This is a genomic window from Streptomyces sp. NBC_00377 (genome assembly GCF_036075115.1).
GTDB lineage: Bacteria > Actinomycetota > Actinomycetes > Streptomycetales > Streptomycetaceae > Streptomyces.
In genome coordinates, this window is the sequence record NZ_CP107958.1 from 8880842 (window position 1) to 8901592 (window position 20751).

The 20751-nt window shown below is 70.3% G+C and carries 16 protein-coding genes; 7 read left to right on the forward strand and 9 right to left on the reverse strand.

Features of this window, described 5'->3' with window-relative positions:
* Positions 1-193 precede the first annotated feature (193 nt).
* A complete protein-coding gene (locus OHS71_RS39485) occupies positions 194-1675 on the reverse strand; it encodes an APC family permease (RefSeq protein WP_328484116.1) in 1482 nt (493 codons plus the stop codon).
* An 89-nt stretch (positions 1676-1764) separates the two neighbouring features.
* Positions 1765-3420 (reverse strand): amidohydrolase, encoded by a 1656-nt coding sequence (locus OHS71_RS39490; RefSeq protein WP_328484117.1) that lies wholly within the window; start codon positions 3418-3420, stop codon positions 1765-1767.
* Between the two features lie 189 nt (positions 3421-3609).
* On the opposite strand from OHS71_RS39490, the gene OHS71_RS39495 reads away from it, so the two are divergent.
* The 4 genes from OHS71_RS39495 to OHS71_RS39510 all read left to right on the forward strand — a co-directional run bounded on the left by OHS71_RS39495 (position 3610) and on the right by OHS71_RS39510 (position 7205).
* A complete protein-coding gene (locus tag OHS71_RS39495) occupies positions 3610-4227 on the forward strand; it encodes a TetR/AcrR family transcriptional regulator (protein ID WP_328484118.1) in 618 nt (205 codons plus the stop codon).
* A 42-nt stretch (positions 4228-4269) separates the two neighbouring features.
* The gene (locus OHS71_RS39500; protein ID WP_328484119.1) at positions 4270-4578 is read left to right on the forward strand and encodes a hypothetical protein; all 309 of its coding nucleotides are present in this window, start codon (positions 4270-4272) and stop codon (positions 4576-4578) included.
* 86 nt (positions 4579-4664) lie between these two features.
* Positions 4665-5519, forward strand: coding sequence for an endonuclease/exonuclease/phosphatase family protein (locus tag OHS71_RS39505; RefSeq protein WP_328484120.1), 855 nt, complete (start codon positions 4665-4667; stop codon positions 5517-5519).
* A 321-nt stretch (positions 5520-5840) separates the two neighbouring features.
* Complete coding sequence (locus OHS71_RS39510; protein WP_328484121.1) at positions 5841-7205, forward strand: glutamate decarboxylase; 1365 nt, start codon at positions 5841-5843, stop codon at positions 7203-7205.
* Positions 7206-7447: 242 nt separating this feature from the next.
* Here the strand turns inward: OHS71_RS39510 and OHS71_RS39515 are convergent, their stop codons facing one another.
* The gene (locus OHS71_RS39515; RefSeq protein WP_328484800.1) at positions 7448-8092 is read right to left on the reverse strand and encodes a GAP family protein; all 645 of its coding nucleotides are present in this window, start codon (positions 8090-8092) and stop codon (positions 7448-7450) included.
* A 378-nt stretch (positions 8093-8470) separates the two neighbouring features.
* Here OHS71_RS39515 and OHS71_RS39520 point away from each other — a divergent pair, with 378 nt between their 5' ends.
* Positions 8471-10603 (forward strand): eCIS core domain-containing protein, encoded by a 2133-nt coding sequence (locus OHS71_RS39520; protein ID WP_443047140.1) that lies wholly within the window; start codon positions 8471-8473, stop codon positions 10601-10603.
* A gap of 207 nt (positions 10604-10810) precedes the next feature.
* Here the strand turns inward: OHS71_RS39520 and OHS71_RS39525 are convergent, their stop codons facing one another.
* Positions 10811-11032, reverse strand: a complete 222-nt coding sequence (locus OHS71_RS39525) for a hypothetical protein (protein ID WP_328484122.1) — start codon at positions 11030-11032, stop codon at positions 10811-10813.
* Between the two features lie 144 nt (positions 11033-11176).
* On the opposite strand from OHS71_RS39525, the gene OHS71_RS39530 reads away from it, so the two are divergent.
* Positions 11177-12142, forward strand: coding sequence for a PIG-L family deacetylase (locus tag OHS71_RS39530; RefSeq protein ID WP_328484123.1), 966 nt, complete (start codon positions 11177-11179; stop codon positions 12140-12142).
* Positions 12143-12383: 241 nt separating this feature from the next.
* Entirely contained in the window at positions 12384-15254 is a 2871-nt protein-coding gene (locus OHS71_RS39535) for an ATP-binding protein (RefSeq protein ID WP_328484124.1), read from the forward strand.
* A gap of 21 nt (positions 15255-15275) precedes the next feature.
* Here the strand turns inward: OHS71_RS39535 and OHS71_RS39540 are convergent, their stop codons facing one another.
* From OHS71_RS39540 to OHS71_RS39560, 5 genes are all read right to left on the reverse strand, one after another.
* Positions 15276-16598 carry a hypothetical protein gene (locus tag OHS71_RS39540; RefSeq protein WP_328484125.1) on the reverse strand — a complete coding sequence of 441 codons (1323 nt, stop codon included), beginning with the start codon at positions 16596-16598 and terminating at the stop codon, positions 15276-15278.
* Positions 16599-16689: 91 nt separating this feature from the next.
* On the reverse strand, positions 16690-17103 hold the full coding sequence (locus tag OHS71_RS39545) for a hypothetical protein (protein ID WP_328484126.1): 414 nt from the start codon (positions 17101-17103) through the stop codon (positions 16690-16692).
* A 511-nt stretch (positions 17104-17614) separates the two neighbouring features.
* Positions 17615-18544, reverse strand: a complete 930-nt coding sequence (locus OHS71_RS39550; RefSeq protein WP_328484127.1) for a hypothetical protein — start codon at positions 18542-18544, stop codon at positions 17615-17617.
* 24 nt (positions 18545-18568) lie between these two features.
* Complete coding sequence (locus OHS71_RS39555; RefSeq protein WP_328484128.1) at positions 18569-19354, reverse strand: hypothetical protein; 786 nt, start codon at positions 19352-19354, stop codon at positions 18569-18571.
* Between the two features lie 235 nt (positions 19355-19589).
* Positions 19590-20609, reverse strand: coding sequence for a hypothetical protein (locus tag OHS71_RS39560; RefSeq protein ID WP_328484129.1), 1020 nt, complete (start codon positions 20607-20609; stop codon positions 19590-19592).
* Between the last annotated feature and the right edge of the window lie 142 nt (positions 20610-20751).

Here is a 20751-nt window from a genome sequence, read left to right on the forward strand (position 1 = left end):
CCGTGTCGTCGAGCTCGGCGGCCGGACATGGCGTCGGGTTCTTGCGTCGGTTGAGCATGGTGGGTCCTGCACCGTCGTCGCGGTCGGGAGGTGGGTGGGAGAGTTGATCGGTGCACTGGAGAGGATCGTCCCGGTGCCCGGCTTCGGCCGGGTACCGGGACGCTGTCGTGAGCGCGTCGGGCCGTACGGTCGCTCAGTCGACGTCGGTGGTGGCGAGCCTGGCGTAGATGTCGGGCCGGGTGCGGCGCATCCGCCCGGCCAGGACGACGCCGGTGAGGAAGACGACCGGGGTGAGGGCGATCAGCGTCCAGTTGACGGCCGGGCCGGCGCCCGTGAAGAGGTTCAGGCGGTTGCAGACCAGGGCGGTGACGGCGGCGAGCAGGATCACCGCGACGCCGGGGGCGACCAGGGTGCGCAGCCGTCCCTCACCGCGCTGCGGGGGGTTGCGGCGGAAGAAGGCGACGACCGCGCAGGCCGCCAGCAACTGCAGGGCGAGGATGCCGATCACACCCGGGGTGTTCACCCAGAGCAGGAACTGGTTGTACGGATCGGCGCCGATCGCCGCGAACACGGCCACGGTCGCCGCCGCCAGGGCGGTCTGCACGAGGCCCGCGATCCACGGGGAGCCGTGCCGGGGGTGGATGCGGCCCAGGGACGCGGGCAGGGCGTGCTCGGTGGCGAGGGCGTAGCCGTATCGGGTGATGGCGTTGTGGAAGGCGAGCAGGGAGGCCAGCAGGCTGGTGACGATCAGGATGCGCTGGAGGTCGGTGGCCCAGGAGCCCACGTACTGGGTCATCGCCGTGAAGAACATCTCGGCCGGGTTCTTGGCCGCCGCGCCGACCGCGCCGTCGTTGCCGAACGCCTGCACGATGACCCAGACGATGAACGTGTAGAAGAGGCCGAGGAAGCCGACGGCGACGTAGGTGGCGCGGGGCACGGTGCGGTCGGGGTCGCGGGCTTCCTCCCGGTAGATCACCGTGGCCTCGAAGCCGGTGAAGGCGGCGACGGCCAGCCCCAGGGGCGCGCTCATCTGCGAGGTGAACACGTGGGACGGAGCGAAGGAGGCCAGGCTCAGGCCGTCGGCCCCGCCCTTGACCAGGATCGCACCCGCCAGCAGGACCAGGATCGCTGTTTCGGCGATCAGCAGTGCGGCCAGGACCTTGGCCCCCAGGGAGATGGAGCGGAAGCCGAGGAACCAGACGAGGGCCACCCCCGCGAAGGCGTACCCCCACCAGGGCAGGTCGACGCCGAGGAGGTCGTTGGCCGTGCCGGCGGCGAAGAAGCCGAACGCCCCGAACACGCCGATCTGCAGGGCGTTGTAGGAGAACACCGCGAGCAGTGCCGCGCCCAGGCCGGCCGGACGCCCCAGGCCCCGCGTGATGTACGAGTAGAAGGCGCCCGCGTTGCGGATGTACGGCGTCATGGCGGTGAAGCCCGCCGCGAACAGACACAGCAGGACGCCGATGGCCAGGTAGGCGACCGGGGCGCCGATGCCGCCGAAGAGGATCGCCAGGGGGGCGACACCGGCCATCACGGTGAGCGGCGCGGCCGCCGCCACCACGAAGAACACGATGTCGGCGAGGCCGAGCGTGCCGCGCCGCAGATGGCTGCTCGCGTCGGTCCCGGCGGTCTGCGGGGGCTGCTGAGGTGCGGTGGGGACGAGGGGCTCGGTCATGATGTCTCCGCGTGGTGCGTGATCGAGGGGATGAGCGGGTTGCCCCTGACCCGCGGGCCGGTCGTGGCGTCGGCGTACTGACCGTACGTCTATCCTCTTGCGGCACGCGAGGGGGTGGAGGGGACGGCGCCGTGTGTGCGGCGGCCGGCGAGCCAGGTGCCCAGGACGGGCAGGTGTGCGAGATCGGCCGGTGTGGTGGTGACCGGGTCGGCGGCGAGATGCACCAGGTCGGCGCGCATCCCGGGGCGCAGGGCGCCCCAGTCCTTCTCCTCGAACGCCTGGTGGGCGCAGCCCGCGGAGTAGGCGGCAAGAGCGGTCGCGGTGTCGATCCGCTCTTCGGGGAGCCAGCCGCCCTCGGGAGTTCCCCCGGGCGTCTGGCGGGTGACTGCGGTGGCGATGCCCCGCAGTGGTTCGTGGGCCGTGACCGGCCAGTCGCTGCCGAAGGCGACGCGAGTGCCGGAGGCGAGCAGAGAAGCGATCTGGTACTGCCGTCGGCCGCGCTCCGCGCCGATCCTCGGAAGGATCAGTTCGGTCATCAGGGGATCGCACTGCGCCCACAGCGGCTGGAGGTTGGCGATCACGCCGAGAGCCTTGAAGCGGGGAAGATCGACGGGGTCGATCAGCTCGGCGTGGGCGACGACAGGGCGCCGGTCGCGTGGGCCGTTGGCACGGTCAGCGGTCTCGACGGCGTCGAGGGCGGCGCGTACGGCGCCGTCGCCGATGGCATGGATGTGCGGCCGGAATCCGAGCGCGTCCACGGCGGTGACGGCCTCGGCGAGCTCGGCGGGCGTCCAGGTGGCCATCCCGTGTGAGTGCGGACAGTCGGTGTACGGCTCCAGCAGGGCGGCGGTGCCCGCCTCGATCACTCCGTCAGCGAAGAACTTCACACTCCGCACCGTGATCAGCCCCGGCGCTGCGCTCTCCACCCGTTCGCGGTCGGCCGCGAAGCGGGCGATCCGCTCCCGCCAGCCGTCGGGCTCCAGCAGGAAGCAGAGGTCGGCGCGGACCGGCAGGCCCGGCCCGGTGGTCGCGGCGGTGACCCAGACGTCGGCGAGGTCGGGCGTGACCAGGGCGTCCTGCACCCAGGTCACCCCGGCGGCGGCGAACCGGGTGGTCGCCTCACGAAGGGCGTCCACGTGCTCCGTGTGGGACGGCGTCGGAACGAGGGCGAGGACGGGGTTCAGGGCGCCGAACTCGCGCAGCGTGCCCAGGGGCTCCTCGCCGCCGTCCCGGCGGACGATCCGACCGCCTGCGGGATCCGGCGTGGCGGCGGTGTAGCCGGCGCGCCGCAGGGCCTCGCCGTTCACCCAGGCCGTGTGGTGGTCGGAGGTACGCAGCAGCACCGGGCGGTCGGGTACGGCGGCATCCAGCCACCTTGCGTCGAACAGCCCGTCCGGCGCCAGCCAGGGGTCGAAGCCGTCGCCGGTGATCCACTCCGCCTCGGGGTGCAGATCGGCCCAGCGCTTTACGGCCTCGACGATGTCCTCGACGGACGCGCACTCCCGGACGGGCACACCGCGCAGTCCGAGCCCGCCGAGCACCGGGTGGGCATGACCGTCACCGAAAGCGGGGAGCAGTGTCCCGCCCGCCAGGTCGACCACGGTCGTACGGGGACCGCGCGCGGCCGAGGCCTCCGGTCCCAGTGCGCTGATCCGGCCGTCGGTGACGGCGAGGGCATCGTGGACGGGAACGTCCGTGTCTCCCGTCCGGATGGTTCCCCCGGTGAAGACGGTGTCTGCGTGCATGGCGTGGCGGTGCCCTTCCCGACCTGGTTCTGACGCCCGAACACGTAAACTGAAAGGCGTTCGGTTTCCGGTAATGTAGGCGTCACCCCGACGGTGCGGAAGAGTTTTACTGAAAGGTATTCGGTAAAGTCTGGGTCACGGCGCCCCGAGCGGGTCCGCCTCTGGACACAGGAGACGAGGAACCACCCCGTGCCACGACCCCGCACGCCCCTGCTGGACCGGCGGCGCATCGGCGCCGCCGCACTGCGCCTGGCCGACGAGAAGGGCACGCTCACCATCCCCGCTCTCGCCCGGGCCCTCGGCGTGGCTCCATCCGCCCTCTACCACCATGTCTCGGGCCGCGCCGAGATCATCTCCCTCATGCGCGAGGAACTGGCCCTCACGACCAAAGGCGCCGACCAGGACTGGTCCCAGCCCTGGGAGCAGGCTCTGGAGGACTGGGCCCGCTCCTACCTCGCCGCCTTCGCCGCCCATCCCGGCGCGGTGTCGCTGCTCGCCGTGGCCCCGCTCGCCGAGCCCTTCATGCACGCCATGTACGAGAAGGTCGCCGAACTGCTGCTCGCGGCGGGATTCGCCGAAGCCCAGGTCATGCCGCTGATCAACGCGCTGGAGAACTTCATACTCGGCTCCGCCCTCGACCTGGTCTCGCCCCCGGTCATGGTCTCCGACGTCATCCGCGACACAGCCCCGCACCTCAGCGCCGTACTCGATCAGACCCCCACCGACCACACGCGCGCGGAGCACTCCTTCGATCTCGGCCTGAAGGCCATGCTCACCGGCTTCCGCCACCTGCTCGCCGACGACTGACCCCCGTCGGTTCACCCTTACCCGACACGCTTCCACGACCACATGGCGATCTACCAGGACGACGTATGGGAGGACCGCGACGCCGAAGGCTACGCGCTCTCACCGTCCATCACCCTGCGGAAGACCCCCGGGCACACGGCCGAGGACATCAGCACCCTCGTCACGACCGACCAGGGCCTGGTCGTCCTCACCCACCTGTGGTGGGGCGCGGACGGCCCGGCCGACGACCCCTTCGCCGACGACCGCGAGCGACTGCGAGCCACCAGGGAGCGGGTTCTCGCCCTCGGCCCCGCCGTGATCGTTCCGGGGCACGGGGAGCCCTTCGTGCCAGGGCCGTCCACGCCGCTCTAGACAGGGCGGTGCGCCCGGCCCACCCATCAAGCCAGGCCGGGTGAGTGTGCTGAGGCGGAGAAGGCGCGGTCGGGCCCTTCCGCGGCATGGGCGACAGTATGATCAACACCGTGCGCGGCTCCCTGCACGGCCCGAGGGGCCACCGGACGGAAGGTGACAAGTCCGTGAAGGCCCTGCGGCTGTTGACCATGAACACCCTCTTCACCGGCGATGTCCCGGCTCGGCTGCGCGCCCTCGGCGCGGCGCTCGACCGGGCCGACTACGACATCGTCTGCCTGCAAGAGGTCATGTTCCGCCGCAACGCCCGGCTGATCCGTCGCGCCGCCCCCGCATACCGGCACTGCGCATACTCGGGCACGGTCCTGCTCAAGGGCGGCCTGGTGCTGCTGTCCCGGTGGCCGATCAGCCGGTGGCGGTTCGTTCGGTATCCGATGACAGGCCCGGTGCGCGGCGAGCTCCTCATGCGCAAGGGCGCCCAGCTGGCGTCCGTCGCCACCCCGGACGGTGAACTGGTGGTCGTGAACACCCACCTGTCGGCCAACCGCGACGACGACTGGTCCCCCACGAATCGGTACACCCGGATCGCAGGTGCCGAACTGGCCCGGATCGCCGGGCTGATCGCGGCCGTCGAACCGTCCCTGCCCATCGCCGTGGCCGGTGACCTGAACGTCCCGCGCGACTCGGCGGCACTCGCCCACTTCGTCGCCACGACGGGGCTGCGCGACATCCTTGCCGACGACACACGTCCGACCTACCGGCCCACACCTCGATGGCCGTCGCCACCGGCGTTGGACCACGTACTGGTCCGGGCCGCAGCCGGGGAGACGCTGACCGGCGGCGCCGACCTGGTGTTCCAGGACAAGGTGACACTGGCCGACGGCCGCCAGGCCTACCTGTCCGACCACTACGGCGTGCAAGCTCACCTGATCCGGTCGAAGTGACACAGAGGCCACCTGAACGCCGAAGTGGCCGAGGGCCGTTCCCTCGGTCGGACCGCCGTCCTCGCAAGGCTGAGAGGTGCCTCGCAGCGCTGGAAAAGGCCGATGACGCCTGAGTACGCCAGGCCGCATGGTGTGGCGGCGGATCCGTCCGGCACAGGCGACGGCCTCGACGGGTCTCCTCCAGGGTCCGGCCGGCGTCATCGTCCGGCACCCGAACACAGACCGGCCTCGTGTTCAGGATCCCGTGCGTGACCGGGCGGACGGTGGGCTCATGGTGTGTCCCTCGCCCGCGGCGGACCGCGGTGCTGTTTGAATCACCGCATGACCAAGCGTGACGATGCGGATCTCTTCGGTAACCGGTTCTTGACCGTGCCCGCTCCCTCGGATTCCTTCCCCGAGAAGGGGATGGACGCAACGGACGCGATGAGGCTCGTGGATGTGGATCTCGCCATGGAGGGCGACCCACAGCGCAACCTCGCCACGTTCGTCACCACGTGGATGGAGCCGCAGGCGCAGCGGCTGATCGCCGAGAACCTGCACCGCAATTTCATCGACCATGCGGAGTACCCCATTTCCGCCGAGATCGAGCAGCGTTGCGTGCGCATGCTCGCCGACCTCTTCCACGCGCCCGGCAGGACGACCGGATGCCGGACGCAGGGCTCGTCCGAGGCGATCATGCTCGGCGCGCTGTCGCTCAAGTGGAAGTGGCGCCAGCGCCGCCAGGCGGCCGGTCTGTCGATCGACCGGCCCAACCTGGTGTTCGGGGGAGACGTCCACGTCGTGTGGGAGAAGTTCTGCCGCTACTTCGACGTCGAGCCGCGGATCGTGCCGCTTGCCGAGGACAAGTACACGATCGGCCCGGAGGACGTGGAGCCCCACCTCGACGAGAACACGATCGGCGTCGTCGCCGTTCTCGGTACCACGTTCACCGGCCACAAAGACGATGTCGTAGGGATCGACAAGCTCCTGAGGGACGTCCGCAAAGAGCGGGATCTCGACATCCCTATCCATGTCGACGGCGCCAGCGGGGCGTTCGTGTGGCCTTTCCTCTACCCGGACTCGAAATGGGACTTCCGGCTCGAGCAGGTGCGTTCCATCAACGTCTCGGGACACAAGTACGGCCTGGTCTACCCCGGCATCGGATGGCTGGTCTTCCGCGAGGAGTCGGACCTCGCCGAGGACCTCGTGTTCTACGAGAACTACCTGGGCAAGACCGATGCGACGTTCACGCTGAACTTCTCCACCGGTGCGTCGATGGTGCTCGCGCAGTACTACAACTTCGTGCGGCTCGGCCGTCAGGGCTACACCTACGTCATGAAGATGATGCAGGAGAACGCTCACGCCCTCGCGGACAACCTGCGCAGCAGCGGCCGCTTCGAAGTGATCGGGTCCGACCTCGAGCAGTTGCCGCTGGTCGCCTTCCGCCTTGCCGGCACCCACGCCTACGACGAGTCCGACATCGCCTGGCAACTCTCGGCCGAGCGGGGCTGGATGGTACCGGCATACACGCTCCCGCCCAACGCGGAGCGGGTGAAGATCCTCCGTGCCCTGGTCAAGGAGACTCTGAGCCGCGAGCAGATCGATCGCCTGAGCCAGGACATCGCCGACGCGTGCCGCACACTGGACGACAAGGGTGCGGCCCACGGCAACGAGCGGACCCAGGTCAAGCGCGGCACCGGCTACTGACGCACTCGAACCCCGGATCGGTGCTGCCCGGACTGCCGTCCCCGTGCCGCCTGGTTGCACGCGGCGCGTTCGGGGCGCACTCCGGTGGCCAAGGCGATGCACGTCGGCAGCCACTGCCGGCCCGGCGCGTAGCAGCGGCTGCCCGCAAGCCGCTGCCACGACTCCCGCGCTCAAGGCGGTCAGCCGACCCAAGCCCTTCTGGGCGGTAGGCCGGGATGCCGGTGGTGCCGGGGCCGTCCCCGTCAGGTGACCAGCTGGGCGATGCTCCGGGCTGCCAGCCACAGGCCGAGGAGCAGGGAGAGCGTGACGACCAGCTGCTCCTGGTGCTGTTCCAGCCGGCTTCGCAGTGCCTCCAACCGGGCGTTCGCGGCCGCGGGGGCCCACACCGTGTACATCTCCATGACGATGAGGCTGAGAGTGGCCAGCAGACAGTAGCCGGTCAGTGCGAGCCAGTCGCCGAGGGTGGAGAGTTTCGCGTCGACGGCGCTCGCTGCGCCCGCGCCGACCAGTGCCCATGGTTGCAGCAGCCATGCCAGACCGGCTGCCGCGGCCGGGGTGGCGTTGTCGATCCGGGCGGCCCAGCGTGGCGGGCCGTGCGGGCGGGGCGGTCGGCGGTGCCGGTGTGCGCCGTACAGCACCAGCGCCAGGCCGATCGCGAGTTTCACGCCGACCACGGCAGTCGAGGGCGCGCTGTGACGGGCGGGGGGCTGACCGCCCGTCAGCAGCACCACACAGGCGATCACCGCGACCATGTTGGCCAGCCACGACAACAGGAACGCGAGGCCCTGGCGGACCCCGCGCCGCGAGGAGAGCAACAGGATGAACGCGCTGTTGTGCAAAGGCCCCAGGGAGATGGCCGCACCGATCACAACAAGGTCGAGGACCATCGGCTCAGCCACTCCTGGATGTCAGAGCCTTCGGGCCGCCGTGCGGACGGGCGGACCGGTCGGCAGAGTGAGGCGGCGCTGCGGCGGTGCCACATCCCGACTCTGCAAGCGAGGGCCCGGCCGGTCAAGCAGGCCACGCCCGGACGGCGCCACAGGCTTCCCGTGGCTCATCCCGGCGGGGCACGCCACTGGGCTTCTCCTCGACCTGGACCTGCTTCGAGGCCGACGCACGGTTCCCTCTCGGCTGTGAGAGGGCCGACGTTGCCCTCAGATGTGCCCTTGCGGGCATGGGCAACGGAGTGCGCGTGCGGAAGGGTGGAGAGTTCGTCGTTCTCGTGAGGACGCCAGGATGTCAGCCCGTGAGGAGAAGGGGAGACCGTGCGCGCACAGCGACATGAGGCCGACCGGGAACGCGGCCAGGAGCGTGTCCGCCGAGCCGCCGGCTCTCCGACGTTGCTGCCGGGAAGGCTCTCCGTCATGTCGCCGCAGCAGGCACTGACGTTGCAGCGGTTGGCGGGCAACACCGCCGTGGCGCGGACGCTGAAGGACGAGCACGAGCACGAAGCCCTCGCCTCGTCCTCGGACGTGGCGCATGGGCCCGCCGCGAAGACCGCGGTGCAGCGCTCCGCGGTGCACGAGGTGCTGGCGGGAGCGGGGCGGCCGCTGGACGCCGAAACGCGTGCCGACATGGAGACACGGCTGGGGGCCGACTTCTCGGACGTGCGCCTGCATACCGGTTCCACGGCCCAGCGGTCGGCGGACGAGATCGGCGCCCGGGCCTACACCTCGGGCAGTCACATCGTCCTGGGCGCGGGCGCCGGGGACCGGCACACGCTCGCCCATGAGCTGACCCACGTCATCCAGCAGCGCCGCGGACCGGTGGCGGGCACTGACCACGGGGACGGACTCAGCGTCTCCGACCCGTCCGACCGCTTCGAGAGGGAGGCCGAAGCCAACGCCGGGCGCGCGCTGAGTCTCCCGGCGGAACACGCCGCGCCCGCGCACGCGGGTCCGGAGGGGCACGCGGGCCACGGCCACGCAGCGGCAGGTGGCGCCGTGGTGGCGCAGCGCATGTGGAACGGCAGCGGCTCCGGCAGCCGTGCCCGGCGCGTCGGAGCAAACGACCGCGGGGCCCAACTGGCGAGCCAGCAGTGTGAACAGATGCAGTACCTGCCCGCCCTGTATGTCCCGGCCGAGACGTTCGGCCGGGACGGCAGCCTGCCGCCCCAGCCCGCGAACGCCTACACGAGGTCCGGCCCGGGCTTCGTCGAGGTCCTGCGGATGGAGGACTCGCCCCTGCCGAGCGTGGCCCACCGCGCCCCCGGTCCGCGCGACGCGTGGGCGATGAAGTACCAGTCGGGAGACTTCATCTACCGCGTGGAGATGGTCAACGACCCGCAGGGCCGGACCAGCGAACTCCTCATCGACCCGGCCCTGCCGTTCCGCATCCTGCGGCGGACGCTGAAGATGCGGCAGGGCGGCGCGTCGGCGGGCCGTACGTATCGCTTCGCGGAGCGCTGGGCGCCCAACCCGCAGTACTGGAATCTGCACGACCGCAGGGAAGCCACCGAGGCCGAGGCACAGGCCGCGGACCGGGGTCTGTCCGACCAGGACCGTCTCAGCCGGGACGACGTGGCCGACTTCTCGCCTCTGCCGACCGCCCCCGACCAGCCCTTCGTCTTCTACGTCTCGCCGAGCTCCGTCGACCCGCACTTCCAGCGCAGGGACGGCACACAGAAGGACGACCGCAGGTACCTCAGCGCGGAACGGTTCGACAACACCGTCGCCGCCGGGTCCGCGGTGACGGGCTACGAGCAGCAGGCGTTCCAGGGGCTTTCTGCGCCGCATCAGGTGGACCGCCGCACCGCGCGTCGCGACCCGGCCCGCGCCATGGGGAACCGGCAGGCCAACGAGCTGATGGGCAACCAGGGTCGAGGGGGATCCACCGGTGAGCGCCTCGCCTCGCACGAGTGGTGCCACCTGGTCGGAGACGGCGACGGCGGCCCGGACATCCCGGCCAACCTGGTGATCGGGACCAACGCGGTCAACACCGAACAGCTCGCCATGGAGACCGCGCTGCGCCCGTTCGTCGGACGGCTTCGCACCATGGGCTACTCGATCCAGCTCCGCGTCCGGGCCCTCGTCACGCCCGTCCCCCATCCGACACTTCCCGACAGCCCGTGGAACGCGGCGCAGTACATCAGCTACCGGATCTCGCTCGTCCCACGGGGCGAACTGGACGCGCCCAACCCGTGGGAGATCCACCGGCAGATCATGGACGGTCAGCGCGGCACCATCACGGAGCTCGAGTTCACCTACCTGCACCACACGGTACGGGCCAAGCTGCGCCAGGCCATCGAGGACATCGAGTCCGAGCAGGACGACGACCGCATGAGCGACGGGCCGGGTGGGCCGCCCTCGCACTACGCGGCGTACGGCGCTCCGCACGGCTACGCGCCCGCCCTCCAGCCGGCGATGCCGGGTGCGGGCGCCGGGTACTTCCCCTACTGAGGGGTCTGCCGCGGCGTCAGCCCACGGCCCGGTCCGCCGTCCCTCGGGCGGTGTCGGCGTACAGACGGAAGAGGGCGGGAGGGGCTTCTCCGCCGTCCCGGTCGCGCAGAGCCGCCCAGCACCGGGCGAGGAGTTCCCGGGCCTGGGCTCCGGCTCCGGGGCAGGGTCGGGGTCGGGGTCGGAGCCTCGGCCGGAGCTGAGGCGGCATCAGCGGGCCGGGTTCCGTGGCGCCGCGGGTGAGTTCGGCGGGGCCGGCTCGACGGCGATGGTCAGGAGTGCGGACGCGGAGAGTTCGGCCCGGTCGGTGAGCCGGGCGAGGCGGGCCGGTGACACGGGCGAGGCGTTGGCAGCGGTCAACGGCCCGGCGGGGTGCGGGTACACGCGGTCGGCATCCGCCCGGACGGGCAGGCCCGGAGAGAACCCGCGCATGCCGCTGCACCAGATCCGCTACGCACCATCCCGCGACTCCGCATCGCGCCAGTGGGTCATCTTCATCACATGATCCGTCCGGCACCCAACCGCGTCACGTGAAACGCCCTCCTAACGCGCGTCACAGGAAAGGGTGTTGACTTCATGGACGAGAAGACCGGGGTGTCCCGGCGGTCGGTCTTTCGCACGGCTGCCGCTGTCGGGCTCGGTGCGAGTGCCGCGCCCGCAGCCGCCTGGGTGGCCGCCACAACGAGTCGCGAGCAGGCGCACGACGAACCTGCGGGCGGAGTGCAGCCCGCGGCTTCGTTCCCCCCTGTCGATCCCGTTTCCCCGACCGGTCGCCCGTTCATCTGGTTCGAGCCCCACCAGGACGACGGCCTGCTGTGGGCGTGGAAGATCCTGACGCATCATGCGCTCGCCGGGCGGCAGGTCCATGTCGTCCTCGCCACCGACGGATCCGCCTCAAGGATCCGGCGCGTGTTGAACGGCGACGCGTCCAACAGATACTGGGGCCGCCACTATCCGGAACGCGAGGGCTACGGCCACCTCACCCCCATGAGTCCGAAGGCCTTCGCCAAGGCCCGGGACAGGGAGCTGAAGGCCGCCTGCGGCCCGCTCGGCATCGTCCCCGAGAATCTGCATCTGGAACTGAACTGGCGGCAGCCGAAAATCGACGTCCCCAGAGCGCGGGAACTGATCACCCGGTACGCCGATCTGTACCCGGACGCCGGGCTGTGCACGATGTGGTGGGGGGACACGGATCCGTGCCATTCCGCTCTCGGTACAGCGCTGCGGCAGCTTCACCTGGCCGATCCCGTGCGGTTCGGGGACTGCCGATGGGCGGTGCGCCGCCAACAGGGTCCGACGGCGCCCGGGGCTGTCCCGTACCGGATCCCTCCGCAGTTCGCGGCGACCGCGCATCAGATGGCGAAGAACGCGTGCCTCGCCTACAGCTCCTGGGCACCGGGCGAGACGGAGGACGACGGCATGTACGCCATCGGGCTCCATTCGGTCGGCTCCGACCTCGCGGCAGTCAAACGCGGTGAACCCAACTGGGTCGTGGAAACGGCGGAGCCGACCCCACGAGAACTCGGCGCGGACCGCACGTAGGCATGTCACCAGGGACGGGGACCGGACGTATCGAACCTGGCACGGCTGCGCTCACGCCCGCCCGACGTCGGTCGCGAACTCCGTAAGCATGGCGACAGGCGCCGTGATCACGGCACCCGCACGCTGCTGACGGCACGTCATCCGTCCGACGGACCGAGGTGATCGACCGGGCCGCCTGCCGAAGGCGCGTGCGCGTCGATACCATCACCTGGTCGCGGACGGAAAGTGAGTCGACGGAAGCATGATTGACGGAGTCAGAGGGAAGCCCGTCGGCGGATTGCGCGGCCGGGCGCGAGAAGTTGCGATCCTGCGCGGGGTGCTGGCGGGCGAAAGTGGCACATGGTGCGTCGCGGTCACCGGTGAACCGGGGATCGGAAAGAGCCGGCTGCTGACGGAGCTGGGGAAGCTCGCGGACGCGGAAGGACGGACGGTCCTCAGCGCACGCGCGGCGGAGTTCGAGTCCCACCTCCCGTTCGGTGTGTTCGTCAACGCGATCGACGATCAGCTCGCCGAGCTGGGCCCTGCACGTCTCGCCGCCCTCGGTCCACAGCAGCTCGCACTTCTGGCGACCATGTTCCCGGCGCTTCCCGCCGCCGGCCCGCCCGACCTGGTCGACGCGGAGCGGTACCGGCTGCACCGGGCAGTACGGGCGTTGCTGGAGCTGCTCGCCGAGCCGTCCGGGCTGGTGCTCGTCTTCGACGATCTGCACTGGGCGGACGAAGGCTCGGTCGAGCTGCTCGACCACCTTTTGCGCCACCCGCCCCAGGCGCGGCTCGTCCTGGCGTTGGCGGGAAGGCCCAGGCAGACGTCGCTGCGGCTCTGGCACGCGCTGTCCCGCGCGGCAGCCGACGGCGTGGCCGAACTGCTGGAACTCGCACCGCTGAGCCAAGCCGACGCCGGTCACCTCATGCCGGAACGGCTGGGCCGTTCGCGGCGGGAGGAGCTTTACCAGGCGAGTGGCGGAAACCCGTTCTACCTGGAAGCCCTGGTGCGGGCCGGTGAGCGGGGTATCGCCGTCGGTGATGCGGCGCTCCACCCCGACGGGGCGCTCCCGGTGACGGTCCACGCGGTGCTCGCCGCCGAGTTGGCCGCGTTGACCCCGCAGGAGCGGGTCGTCGCACACGCGGCCGCAGTCGTGGGTGACGACTTCGAGGCCGCATCGCTCGCTGAAACGGCGGCAGTCGACGCCTCGTCCGTGCTCGCCGCGCTCGACCGCCTCGCCGAACGTGACCTGGTGCGGCTGGACGGCGCGACCGGCCGGTTCCGGTACCGGCATCCGCTGGTACGCAGCATCGCCTACCAGGACTCCGGCCCTGGCTGGCGGCTTCAGGCACACGGCCGGGCCGCGTCGGCACTCCGCAGCCGGGGTGCGCCGCCCGCCGAATTCGCCCGGCACGTGGAGCGATCCGCCGTCCGCGGTGACCTCGAGGCGGTCGCGGCGCTCACCGAGGCAGCCGAGGCGACGATGCACACCACGCCGACGACCGCCGGGCACTTCCTGCGGGCCGCCATTCGGTTGCTTCCCGACGCGGAGTCGGCCACGCCGCAGCGTCTGATCCTGCTCGGCCGGCTGGCCCACGCACTCGGCGCCACGGGCGATCTGCGGCAGGCCAGGGAAACCATGCACGAGGTGCTGCGGCTCCTGCCTGCCGAACTCACCGGGATCCGGGCGCAGACAGCGCGGGCCTGTGCGACGGTGGAACAGATTCTCGGGCGCTACACCGAGGCCAGGGCGATGCTGCACAGCGAGTGGAAACGCGTCGAAGGTGTCGACCCCCACTCGGCGGCCGTCCTGCTCGTCGCGCTCGTTGCCGGTGAAAGTGTCGCGCGTGAGCACGGACAGGACCGGGTGGCCGAGGCCATCGCCGCCGCGCGGGAGGTCGGGGACCCGATGCTGCTGGCGACGGCCTTGTCGGCCGCAACACTCATCGACCGGCGGGCGGACCGGCTGGACGAGGCGGCCGCACTCATCGACGCGCTGCCCGACAGCGACCTGGTCCGTGACATCGATGCGGCGTTCTGGCTGAGCTGGTCGGAGATCTCCGCCGACCGGCTCACCGCGGCGAGCCGGCACATGAGCCGTGGCCTGCACCTGGCCCGCGCGAGCAGACAGTCCCACAAGATCGCGTTGCTGACCGCGATCCGTGGCATGGTGCATGCCTACCTCGGCGAACTGACGGCGGCGGCCACCTGCTTCGAGGACAGCCTGGAGTCGGCGGAACTGACCGGCAGCGAGGAACTGCGCGTCATGGCGTTGACCTTCGGTTGCTGGATCACCACCTGGCGCGGCGACCTGACCGAGGCGATCCGTCTGGGGAAGGAGGCCATCGCCGTCGACGACCATGCGACGGCCATGAGCTCCTGGCGCAGTGGCCAGGCCGAGGCGATGCTCGCGCAGGCCATGTTGCACTCGGGTGATCCGCACGCTTGCATCGAGCTGCTGCTCACCCATGGCGGTGGGGCCGAGCTACCCGCGGTGGGCCTGCGCACCAGGCCGTTGGTGTACCTGATGCTCACGGAGGCGGAGATCGCGGCCGGCCGGGTCGCCGCAGCCACGGCATGGGCCGACCGGGCCCAGGACGCGGCCGGTCAGCTCGAGCTTCCGCTGCGCACCGCGATGGCACAGCAGGCCCGAGCGATCGCCACGCTGCCGACGGACCCGGCGGCAGCGGCATCGCATGCCATCGCCGCCGCCGCCACGTTCGGCCGGATCGGGGTGGCCGTGGAAGCCGGGCGGGCACACCTGCTCGCCGCGACGGCGTTCGGCGGCATCGGGGCGATCGACCAGGCCCGTGCACACCTTGCGTCCGCCCGCGCGTTGTTCACCCGGTGTGACGCGGACCTGTTCCTGCCGCAGGTCGCGCGCGAGGAGCGGCGCCTGAACGCGCGCGGCCCCCGGCCCGAAAGCGGCGCCGAGCGATTCGACCTGACCGCCCGTGAGGTCGAGATCGTCAACCTCGTCTCGGACGGCCTGACCAACAGGGACGTCGGGCTCCGGTTGCATCTGAGTGCCAAGACCGTCGAAGTCCACCTGGGCCGGGTCTACACCAAAGTCGGCGTCTCAGGCCGTACCGCTCTGGCCGGCGTGTGGGCCGCCGCGGCACGTGACTGACGACGCCACGGCGGCTACCACTCAGTTGCCGAGGTCGCGTACGTACAGGTTGAACTGCCGGCTGGTGCCGTCACCGCCCAGGTTCGTCGCGCTGGTCGTGAAAGCGACGTGGTGGCCGTCGGCCGAGATCGAGGGGCTGTAGCTGTAGCCGTCGCTCTGCGAGCCGTCATCCGCGAGGCTGACCCTGGTCGTGGTGGCGGTCACCCGGTCGCGCACGAACACGTCCCAGGTCGAGTTGGTGTCGCCGGTCACCAGCTTGTCCTCGCCGGACACGAACGCGATGTAGCGGCCGTCGGCGGAGAGCGTCGTCCGCTCCTGGCCGGGGGTTCTGCTGTCACTCAGGCCGCCGGGGCCAAGGTTCACCTGTGTCGTCGTCCGGGTGACCCGGTCGTACAGGAAGAGGTCGGTGTCGGTCGGACCGCCGGTGTCGCCGGCCACCAGGTTCGACGCCGTGGATTCGAACGCGACGTAGCGGCCGTCGGCCGAGACGGTCGCCGTGCGACTGGCGGAATTGCCTTCGGTGCCGTCGGGACCGACGCTGATCCGGTCGGTGTACCCGGTCAGCTGATCGTGCACGAACACGTCGTCCGCGCGGTTGTTGTCGGGGAACAGGGACAGCGTCCTCGCCGAGGAGGAGAAGGCTATGTAGCGCCCGTCCGCCGAGATCGACGGCACCTGGCTGATGTCGTCACCCTGCCGGCCGTTGGAATCGACGCTGACCCTCGTCGTCTCACCGCTCTGGCGGTCGCGCACGAAGACGTCGTGGATGTCGTTGGTGTCGCCGGCCACCAGGTTCGACGCGGGGGAGTCGAAGGCGACGAACCGGCCGTCGGCGGAGATCGACGGATGGAAACTCTCACTGTCGCTCTGCTCGCCCTGCCTGCCGACGCTGACCCTGGTCGTCTCACCGGTCTGGAGGTCGTGGACGAAGACGTCGCGGTAGCGGTTGGTGTCGCCGGCCACCAGGTTCGTGGCGGCGGACTCGAACGCGACGTAGCGGCCGTCGGCGGAGATCGACGGATTCCGGCTCACGTTGTTGGCCTGGCCGCCGGCGGAGTCGACGCTGACCCTGGTGACGACGCCGGTGCGCCGGTCGCGCACGAACACGTCGTCCGCTCGGTTGGTGTCGCCGGGGACCAGATCTCTTGCCAGCGAAGCGAAAGCCACGTAGCGGCCGTCTGCCGAGATCGACGGCCCGCTGGCGGAGTTGCTGACCGGTGCCGTGCCCGCGAGCCCCGGCTCGGCATCCGTGGCATGCGCGACGCCGCCTGACAGCAGCGCCGCGACGATTCCCGACGTGAGCACTGCGCGCTCAGCGTTGCGGGTGAGGGAGAGACGTCTCATGGGTGTCCTTCTGTGTTCGGTTGGCCGCCACGGCAGCCGGTTGCCCGGATCAGCGTTCCGTGTCGGACCGGCCGAAGCATGAGGGAACCCCCTACGCCTTCGGACGCGCTCCATGGACCTGCCACCGCAGGTCTGTCAGTGCTCGGGTCAGTTCGGCGTCGTACTGATCGGCGTCGAAAGAGAACGCTGGGGGCCGCACCCCGTCCATGGGCACCTGCCAGTCGGACCACTCCACGATCCGGCCGTGCCGCTGCACGAACACGGACAGGTAGCCACAGCATCCGCCCGTGCACTCAGGCTCGCCCAGCACCACACGTCGCCCCTCGCCGGTCGCCCAGAGGGGACCGCGACCGTGGGCGGGCAGCGACTCCTCCGCAAACGGCCCGCGGCCTCCCTCTCCGACCGCCCCTGCCACCACTTCCTCGCCGTCGATCCGGAACCGCAACTGGGCCGCCCAGCGGGTCCCCGCCGGCACCGCACTGACCTCGAGCCGATGGAACACCATCCGGGCACCCTACGTGCGTACGGCCGTCACAGGTCCTGTCCGCCCAGGTGCGGATGTCTGGCCCACCGTGCTTGTGGAGGTAGCCGGACCGGCTGTCGCAGCCCGGTCGTACTCCGCCGGAGTGTCAGTCAGCGGTACACGGTCGGGGTCGGCTTCGCACAGGGCGCGCAGCAGGCCGGGTCGCGGTCGGCGCAGCAGGATGACGGCCGTCGTACAGGCGTCGAGGCACCGCTCAGACGGTGGACCACCGGCCCACGCCCGTCCGGGACGGCGGCGGCGAAGACGGACGTCGTGCGCGTCGCTCCGTCATCACGGGCAGCGGTCCGATGCGTTGTCATCCGAGCCCTGGCTCCCCAAGCGCATGGTCGAGGACGAGACCCGTCAGTACGGGTGCCGGCGTGCGGGGAGTCGCCCACAGGCCGCCGGCGGACCGGACTGCGCCGGTCGGGTGACTGCCCTTCATTGCACGCGTGTCCTGACCGACGCCCGGACGTCGGCTCATGAAGCGGCGTCAGGAGCCGGGAGCCAGGGGTCCGCCCGCCGGCCGCGTGTGATCGAGCCGGTAGGGCTCGAACGCCTCGTCGGCGGCGGGCGCATAGGGGCGCTTGGACATTCGGGTGACCAGTTGCCACATGCGGCGTTCGTCCTCCAGGTGCTTCGGGAGGGCGAGACCGAGTCCGTCGGCCAGAGGTTTGCGTCCCAGGTTGACCAGAGCCCGCACGGCTGCGGCCCACTCATCGGTGGCGGCCACCGCCGCGTGGTACCAGACAGGCGTGAGCGCGAGCAGACAGGTGCCCGACAGAACGAGCACCGGACGATCAGCTTGAGCACTGCTCAGCGAGGCGTACGCGGCGAGCGCCACCGCGGTATGTCCGTAGAGAAGGGCCACGAAGAAGTCGACGTTCGTACGAGCCGCCACCACCTGCTTGCCGGTCGGTTCCGGGACGACGCTCGTCAGTTCGTTCCACAGCACCTGGGTGTCGAGCCGGTACCGGTCGTATCCGTACTCTTCGAACCTGCGGATGGCGTTCCCGAGCCGGGTCGGTGTGATCTGCTGGTCAGCCACCGGGTAGCGGCTGAGCCTCTCCCTGAGGAGGGCCCGCCTGATGGGCGAGCTGAGCGAGGGGTCGGCGAGGCGATCGGTCGTCTTCCTCCGCCGGGCGCGCTGCCGTCGGCAGCCTCGTTCGTAGGCGGCCGTCGGCCACAGCGCGTACCCCTCCAGGAAGCGATAGAGGGGAGTCTGGAGAGCGTTGAGGACCAGTCCGAGCAGGACGGCCGTCACCAGCAACAGAACCGCGGTGTGGCCGCCGGACGTCGGCCACTGACGCACGAGGACCGCGGGTCGGTGCAGGCTCGGGGCGACGGCGAACGCGAACACGGCAAGGTTCAGCGCGGTCGGCAGGATCCATCCCACCAGCACCGCCCATCCGCCTGTGAGCACACCTTTGGCTATGTCTCCCACGTGCTATCGCTCCGGCGTCTGTCGTGGCCAGTCGTCGTCCGGATCGTGTTCCGGCCCGGGCGGGGTGTGGCCCGAGGGGGCGTGGACTCCGTCCGGCGACCGATCGACGAGACTCGACCCGTGGTTGTCGCTGACGCCGATCGAGCCCGTGGCACGCCGCTCGTCCGTATCCTGCGCCGTCTCCTCCAGGATGCGCTCCGGAGGCCTGGAGTATCCGGGCAGCGCGACCCAACTCCGAACCGTGCGGCCCCGGTTGGTGACGAAGTCCCTGGGAGCGTAGGCCGCAGGGTCGATGCGGGGAGAGCGGCCCTGGACCACCACCGAGCCGAAGAGGTCGTCCGGGACCACCAGCACCAGCTGTGACCGGCTCGCTTGAGCGAGAACCTCTCTGACGGGCCCGGCGTCCACCAGCTCCGCCAGGTCCTCGATGGCCCTTCCCCTGAACCGCAGATCGTCAACCGCCACGGGTCCGTAGCTGATCCCGACCAGCAGTCTCATGCGATGACTGGCGTTGTGCATCTGCTGATGCGTCCGCAGATCGATGTCGAGGCTCGAAACGAACGTCTGTAACAGCTGAACCGGGGGAACCGAGCCGGGGATCAGGATCAACAGGCTGTCCCCGCGGTCCTGCGTCGGGCATTGGCCGGGGTCGAGTCCGGCGTACGTGAGAGCGGATCCGGCCATGCGGTGCATCGCTGCACGGAGTTCTGAGCGGACGGCGTCGGGCCGGGAGCCGAGGTCCTCGACATCGAGCAGTACGAGCCAGTGGTGGAGCGGGTCTCGCGTCATGTGCCTCCTCGTCGACCAGGACCGACCGCACCGACCGAGCGGCGACGCCGCCGGCCTTCTCCACCGTAGCCATCCGCGCCCTTCTGCGGTGAGAGAAGTGGGCGAGTGGCGCGCTCCTGCCTTCCTGGCCGCCCTGACGACACCAGGCCGGGCCCGCCCGGTCCTGCCGGGCAGTGATTCCACTGCCCGGCCCCCGACGGCCCGGTCATCGACGTCCGGGGCGTGACGTGCGTGTCTACGCCGCGTCCTCGAGGAAGGCCTCGTCATCCATCATCGCGGCCCCGAACCCGCTCAGGAGCTCGTCCATGTTCAGCTCGGTGGCGCCGGCCGGGGCCGTGGGCTTCTGGCCCTCGCTCATCCGCACCACCAGACCCAGCTTCTTGACCTTCGCGTTCTCAGCCAGCTTTGCGAGGTCGACAAAGACCTCGGTCAGCTCTCCGTTCTTGAGGGTGAAGTCGGCTGTGACCTTGGCGTTGGGGGCGTCCTTGAGGTCCTCGTCCGTGGGCAGCTCCATGCCCGGCGGCAAGCTCTTCGCGAGCGGACGGATCTCGCCGAGGAACTGCGTGATCAGCGTACGGAACGGTGCGGTGGCGATGATGTGCTCCGAACCGTCCTTGTCAGCGGCGGTCTTGAAGTCGACCTCGCGGGCGACGGTCTTGCGCAGCGCCTCCAGCATCTGCTTTTGCGCCCTGGCGTCGAGGGTGGACTCCGGCGCGGGCGTCGCACCGGGCTCCGCTCCCATCTCGGCGGCCGTCTGCTCCATCTCCTTGGTGTTGATTTTCACCCACTGGCCATCGAGCACCTTCTTGAGCCCGCTCGCTGCGGGAGGCAGGTCCTTGACCGACGGTACGGGAAAGCCCATCGCCCTTCCGAGGGCGTTCACGTCGGAGCGGATGTAGGTGTAGTCGCCGAGGACCCGGTACTCGGTGAGGTCACCGTCCTTGGTGCTGATCTTCAGCGCCATGCCGACGTAGTCCTTCTCGCCGGACTCCCCGATCGGCTTCTTCGACTGCACGGTGACACTGAACTTCGCGCCACTGAGCAGTTCTGCGGCCTCGGTGGGCATCTCTTCACCGGGTTCCGGATCCATCGAGGCGTCCAGTGCCTTCAGAGTCCGGGCGTCCGTGTCGAGATCGAGCTCGAAGGAGATCGTCTTCTCCTTGGCGAGCTTGTCGAAGGCCTCGTCGAGCTTCTTCCCGGCGGTGAGCTGCTCCACGGTGCCGCAGGCGGCCGAGCCCGCCAGGACGGCGCCCACAACTGCGGTGGCTGTCAGGGTCTTTCGTATGGCGGTGATGATGGTCTCCTCGTCAGTGCGACCACGACGTGATCACCGACGAAGACTCGTGACGTCAACACATGGTTGTACCCCGCGTGAGCGACGTCGACCGAACAACTGC

Coding starts and splice junctions, on each gene's coding strand:
- OHS71_RS39485 (WP_328484116.1), bottom strand. CDS start 1,675: ATGACCGAGCCCCTCGTCCCCACCGCACCTCAGCAGCCCCCGCAGACC.
- OHS71_RS39490 (WP_328484117.1), bottom strand. CDS start 3,420: ATGCACGCAGACACCGTCTTCACCGGGGGAACCATCCGGACGGGAGAC.
- OHS71_RS39500 (WP_328484119.1), top strand. CDS start 4,270: ATGGCGATCTACCAGGACGACGTATGGGAGGACCGCGACGCCGAAGGC.
- OHS71_RS39505 (WP_328484120.1), top strand. CDS start 4,665: ATGGGCGACAGTATGATCAACACCGTGCGCGGCTCCCTGCACGGCCCG.
- OHS71_RS39510 (WP_328484121.1), top strand. CDS start 5,841: ATGACCAAGCGTGACGATGCGGATCTCTTCGGTAACCGGTTCTTGACC.
- OHS71_RS39515 (WP_328484800.1), bottom strand. CDS start 8,092: ATGGTCCTCGACCTTGTTGTGATCGGTGCGGCCATCTCCCTGGGGCCT.
- OHS71_RS39525 (WP_328484122.1), bottom strand. CDS start 11,032: ATGCGCGGGTTCTCTCCGGGCCTGCCCGTCCGGGCGGATGCCGACCGC.
- OHS71_RS39530 (WP_328484123.1), top strand. CDS start 11,177: ATGGACGAGAAGACCGGGGTGTCCCGGCGGTCGGTCTTTCGCACGGCT.
- OHS71_RS39535 (WP_328484124.1), top strand. CDS start 12,384: ATGATTGACGGAGTCAGAGGGAAGCCCGTCGGCGGATTGCGCGGCCGG.
- OHS71_RS39540 (WP_328484125.1), bottom strand. CDS start 16,598: ATGAGACGTCTCTCCCTCACCCGCAACGCTGAGCGCGCAGTGCTCACG.
- OHS71_RS39545 (WP_328484126.1), bottom strand. CDS start 17,103: ATGGTGTTCCATCGGCTCGAGGTCAGTGCGGTGCCGGCGGGGACCCGC.
- OHS71_RS39555 (WP_328484128.1), bottom strand. CDS start 19,354: ATGACGCGAGACCCGCTCCACCACTGGCTCGTACTGCTCGATGTCGAG.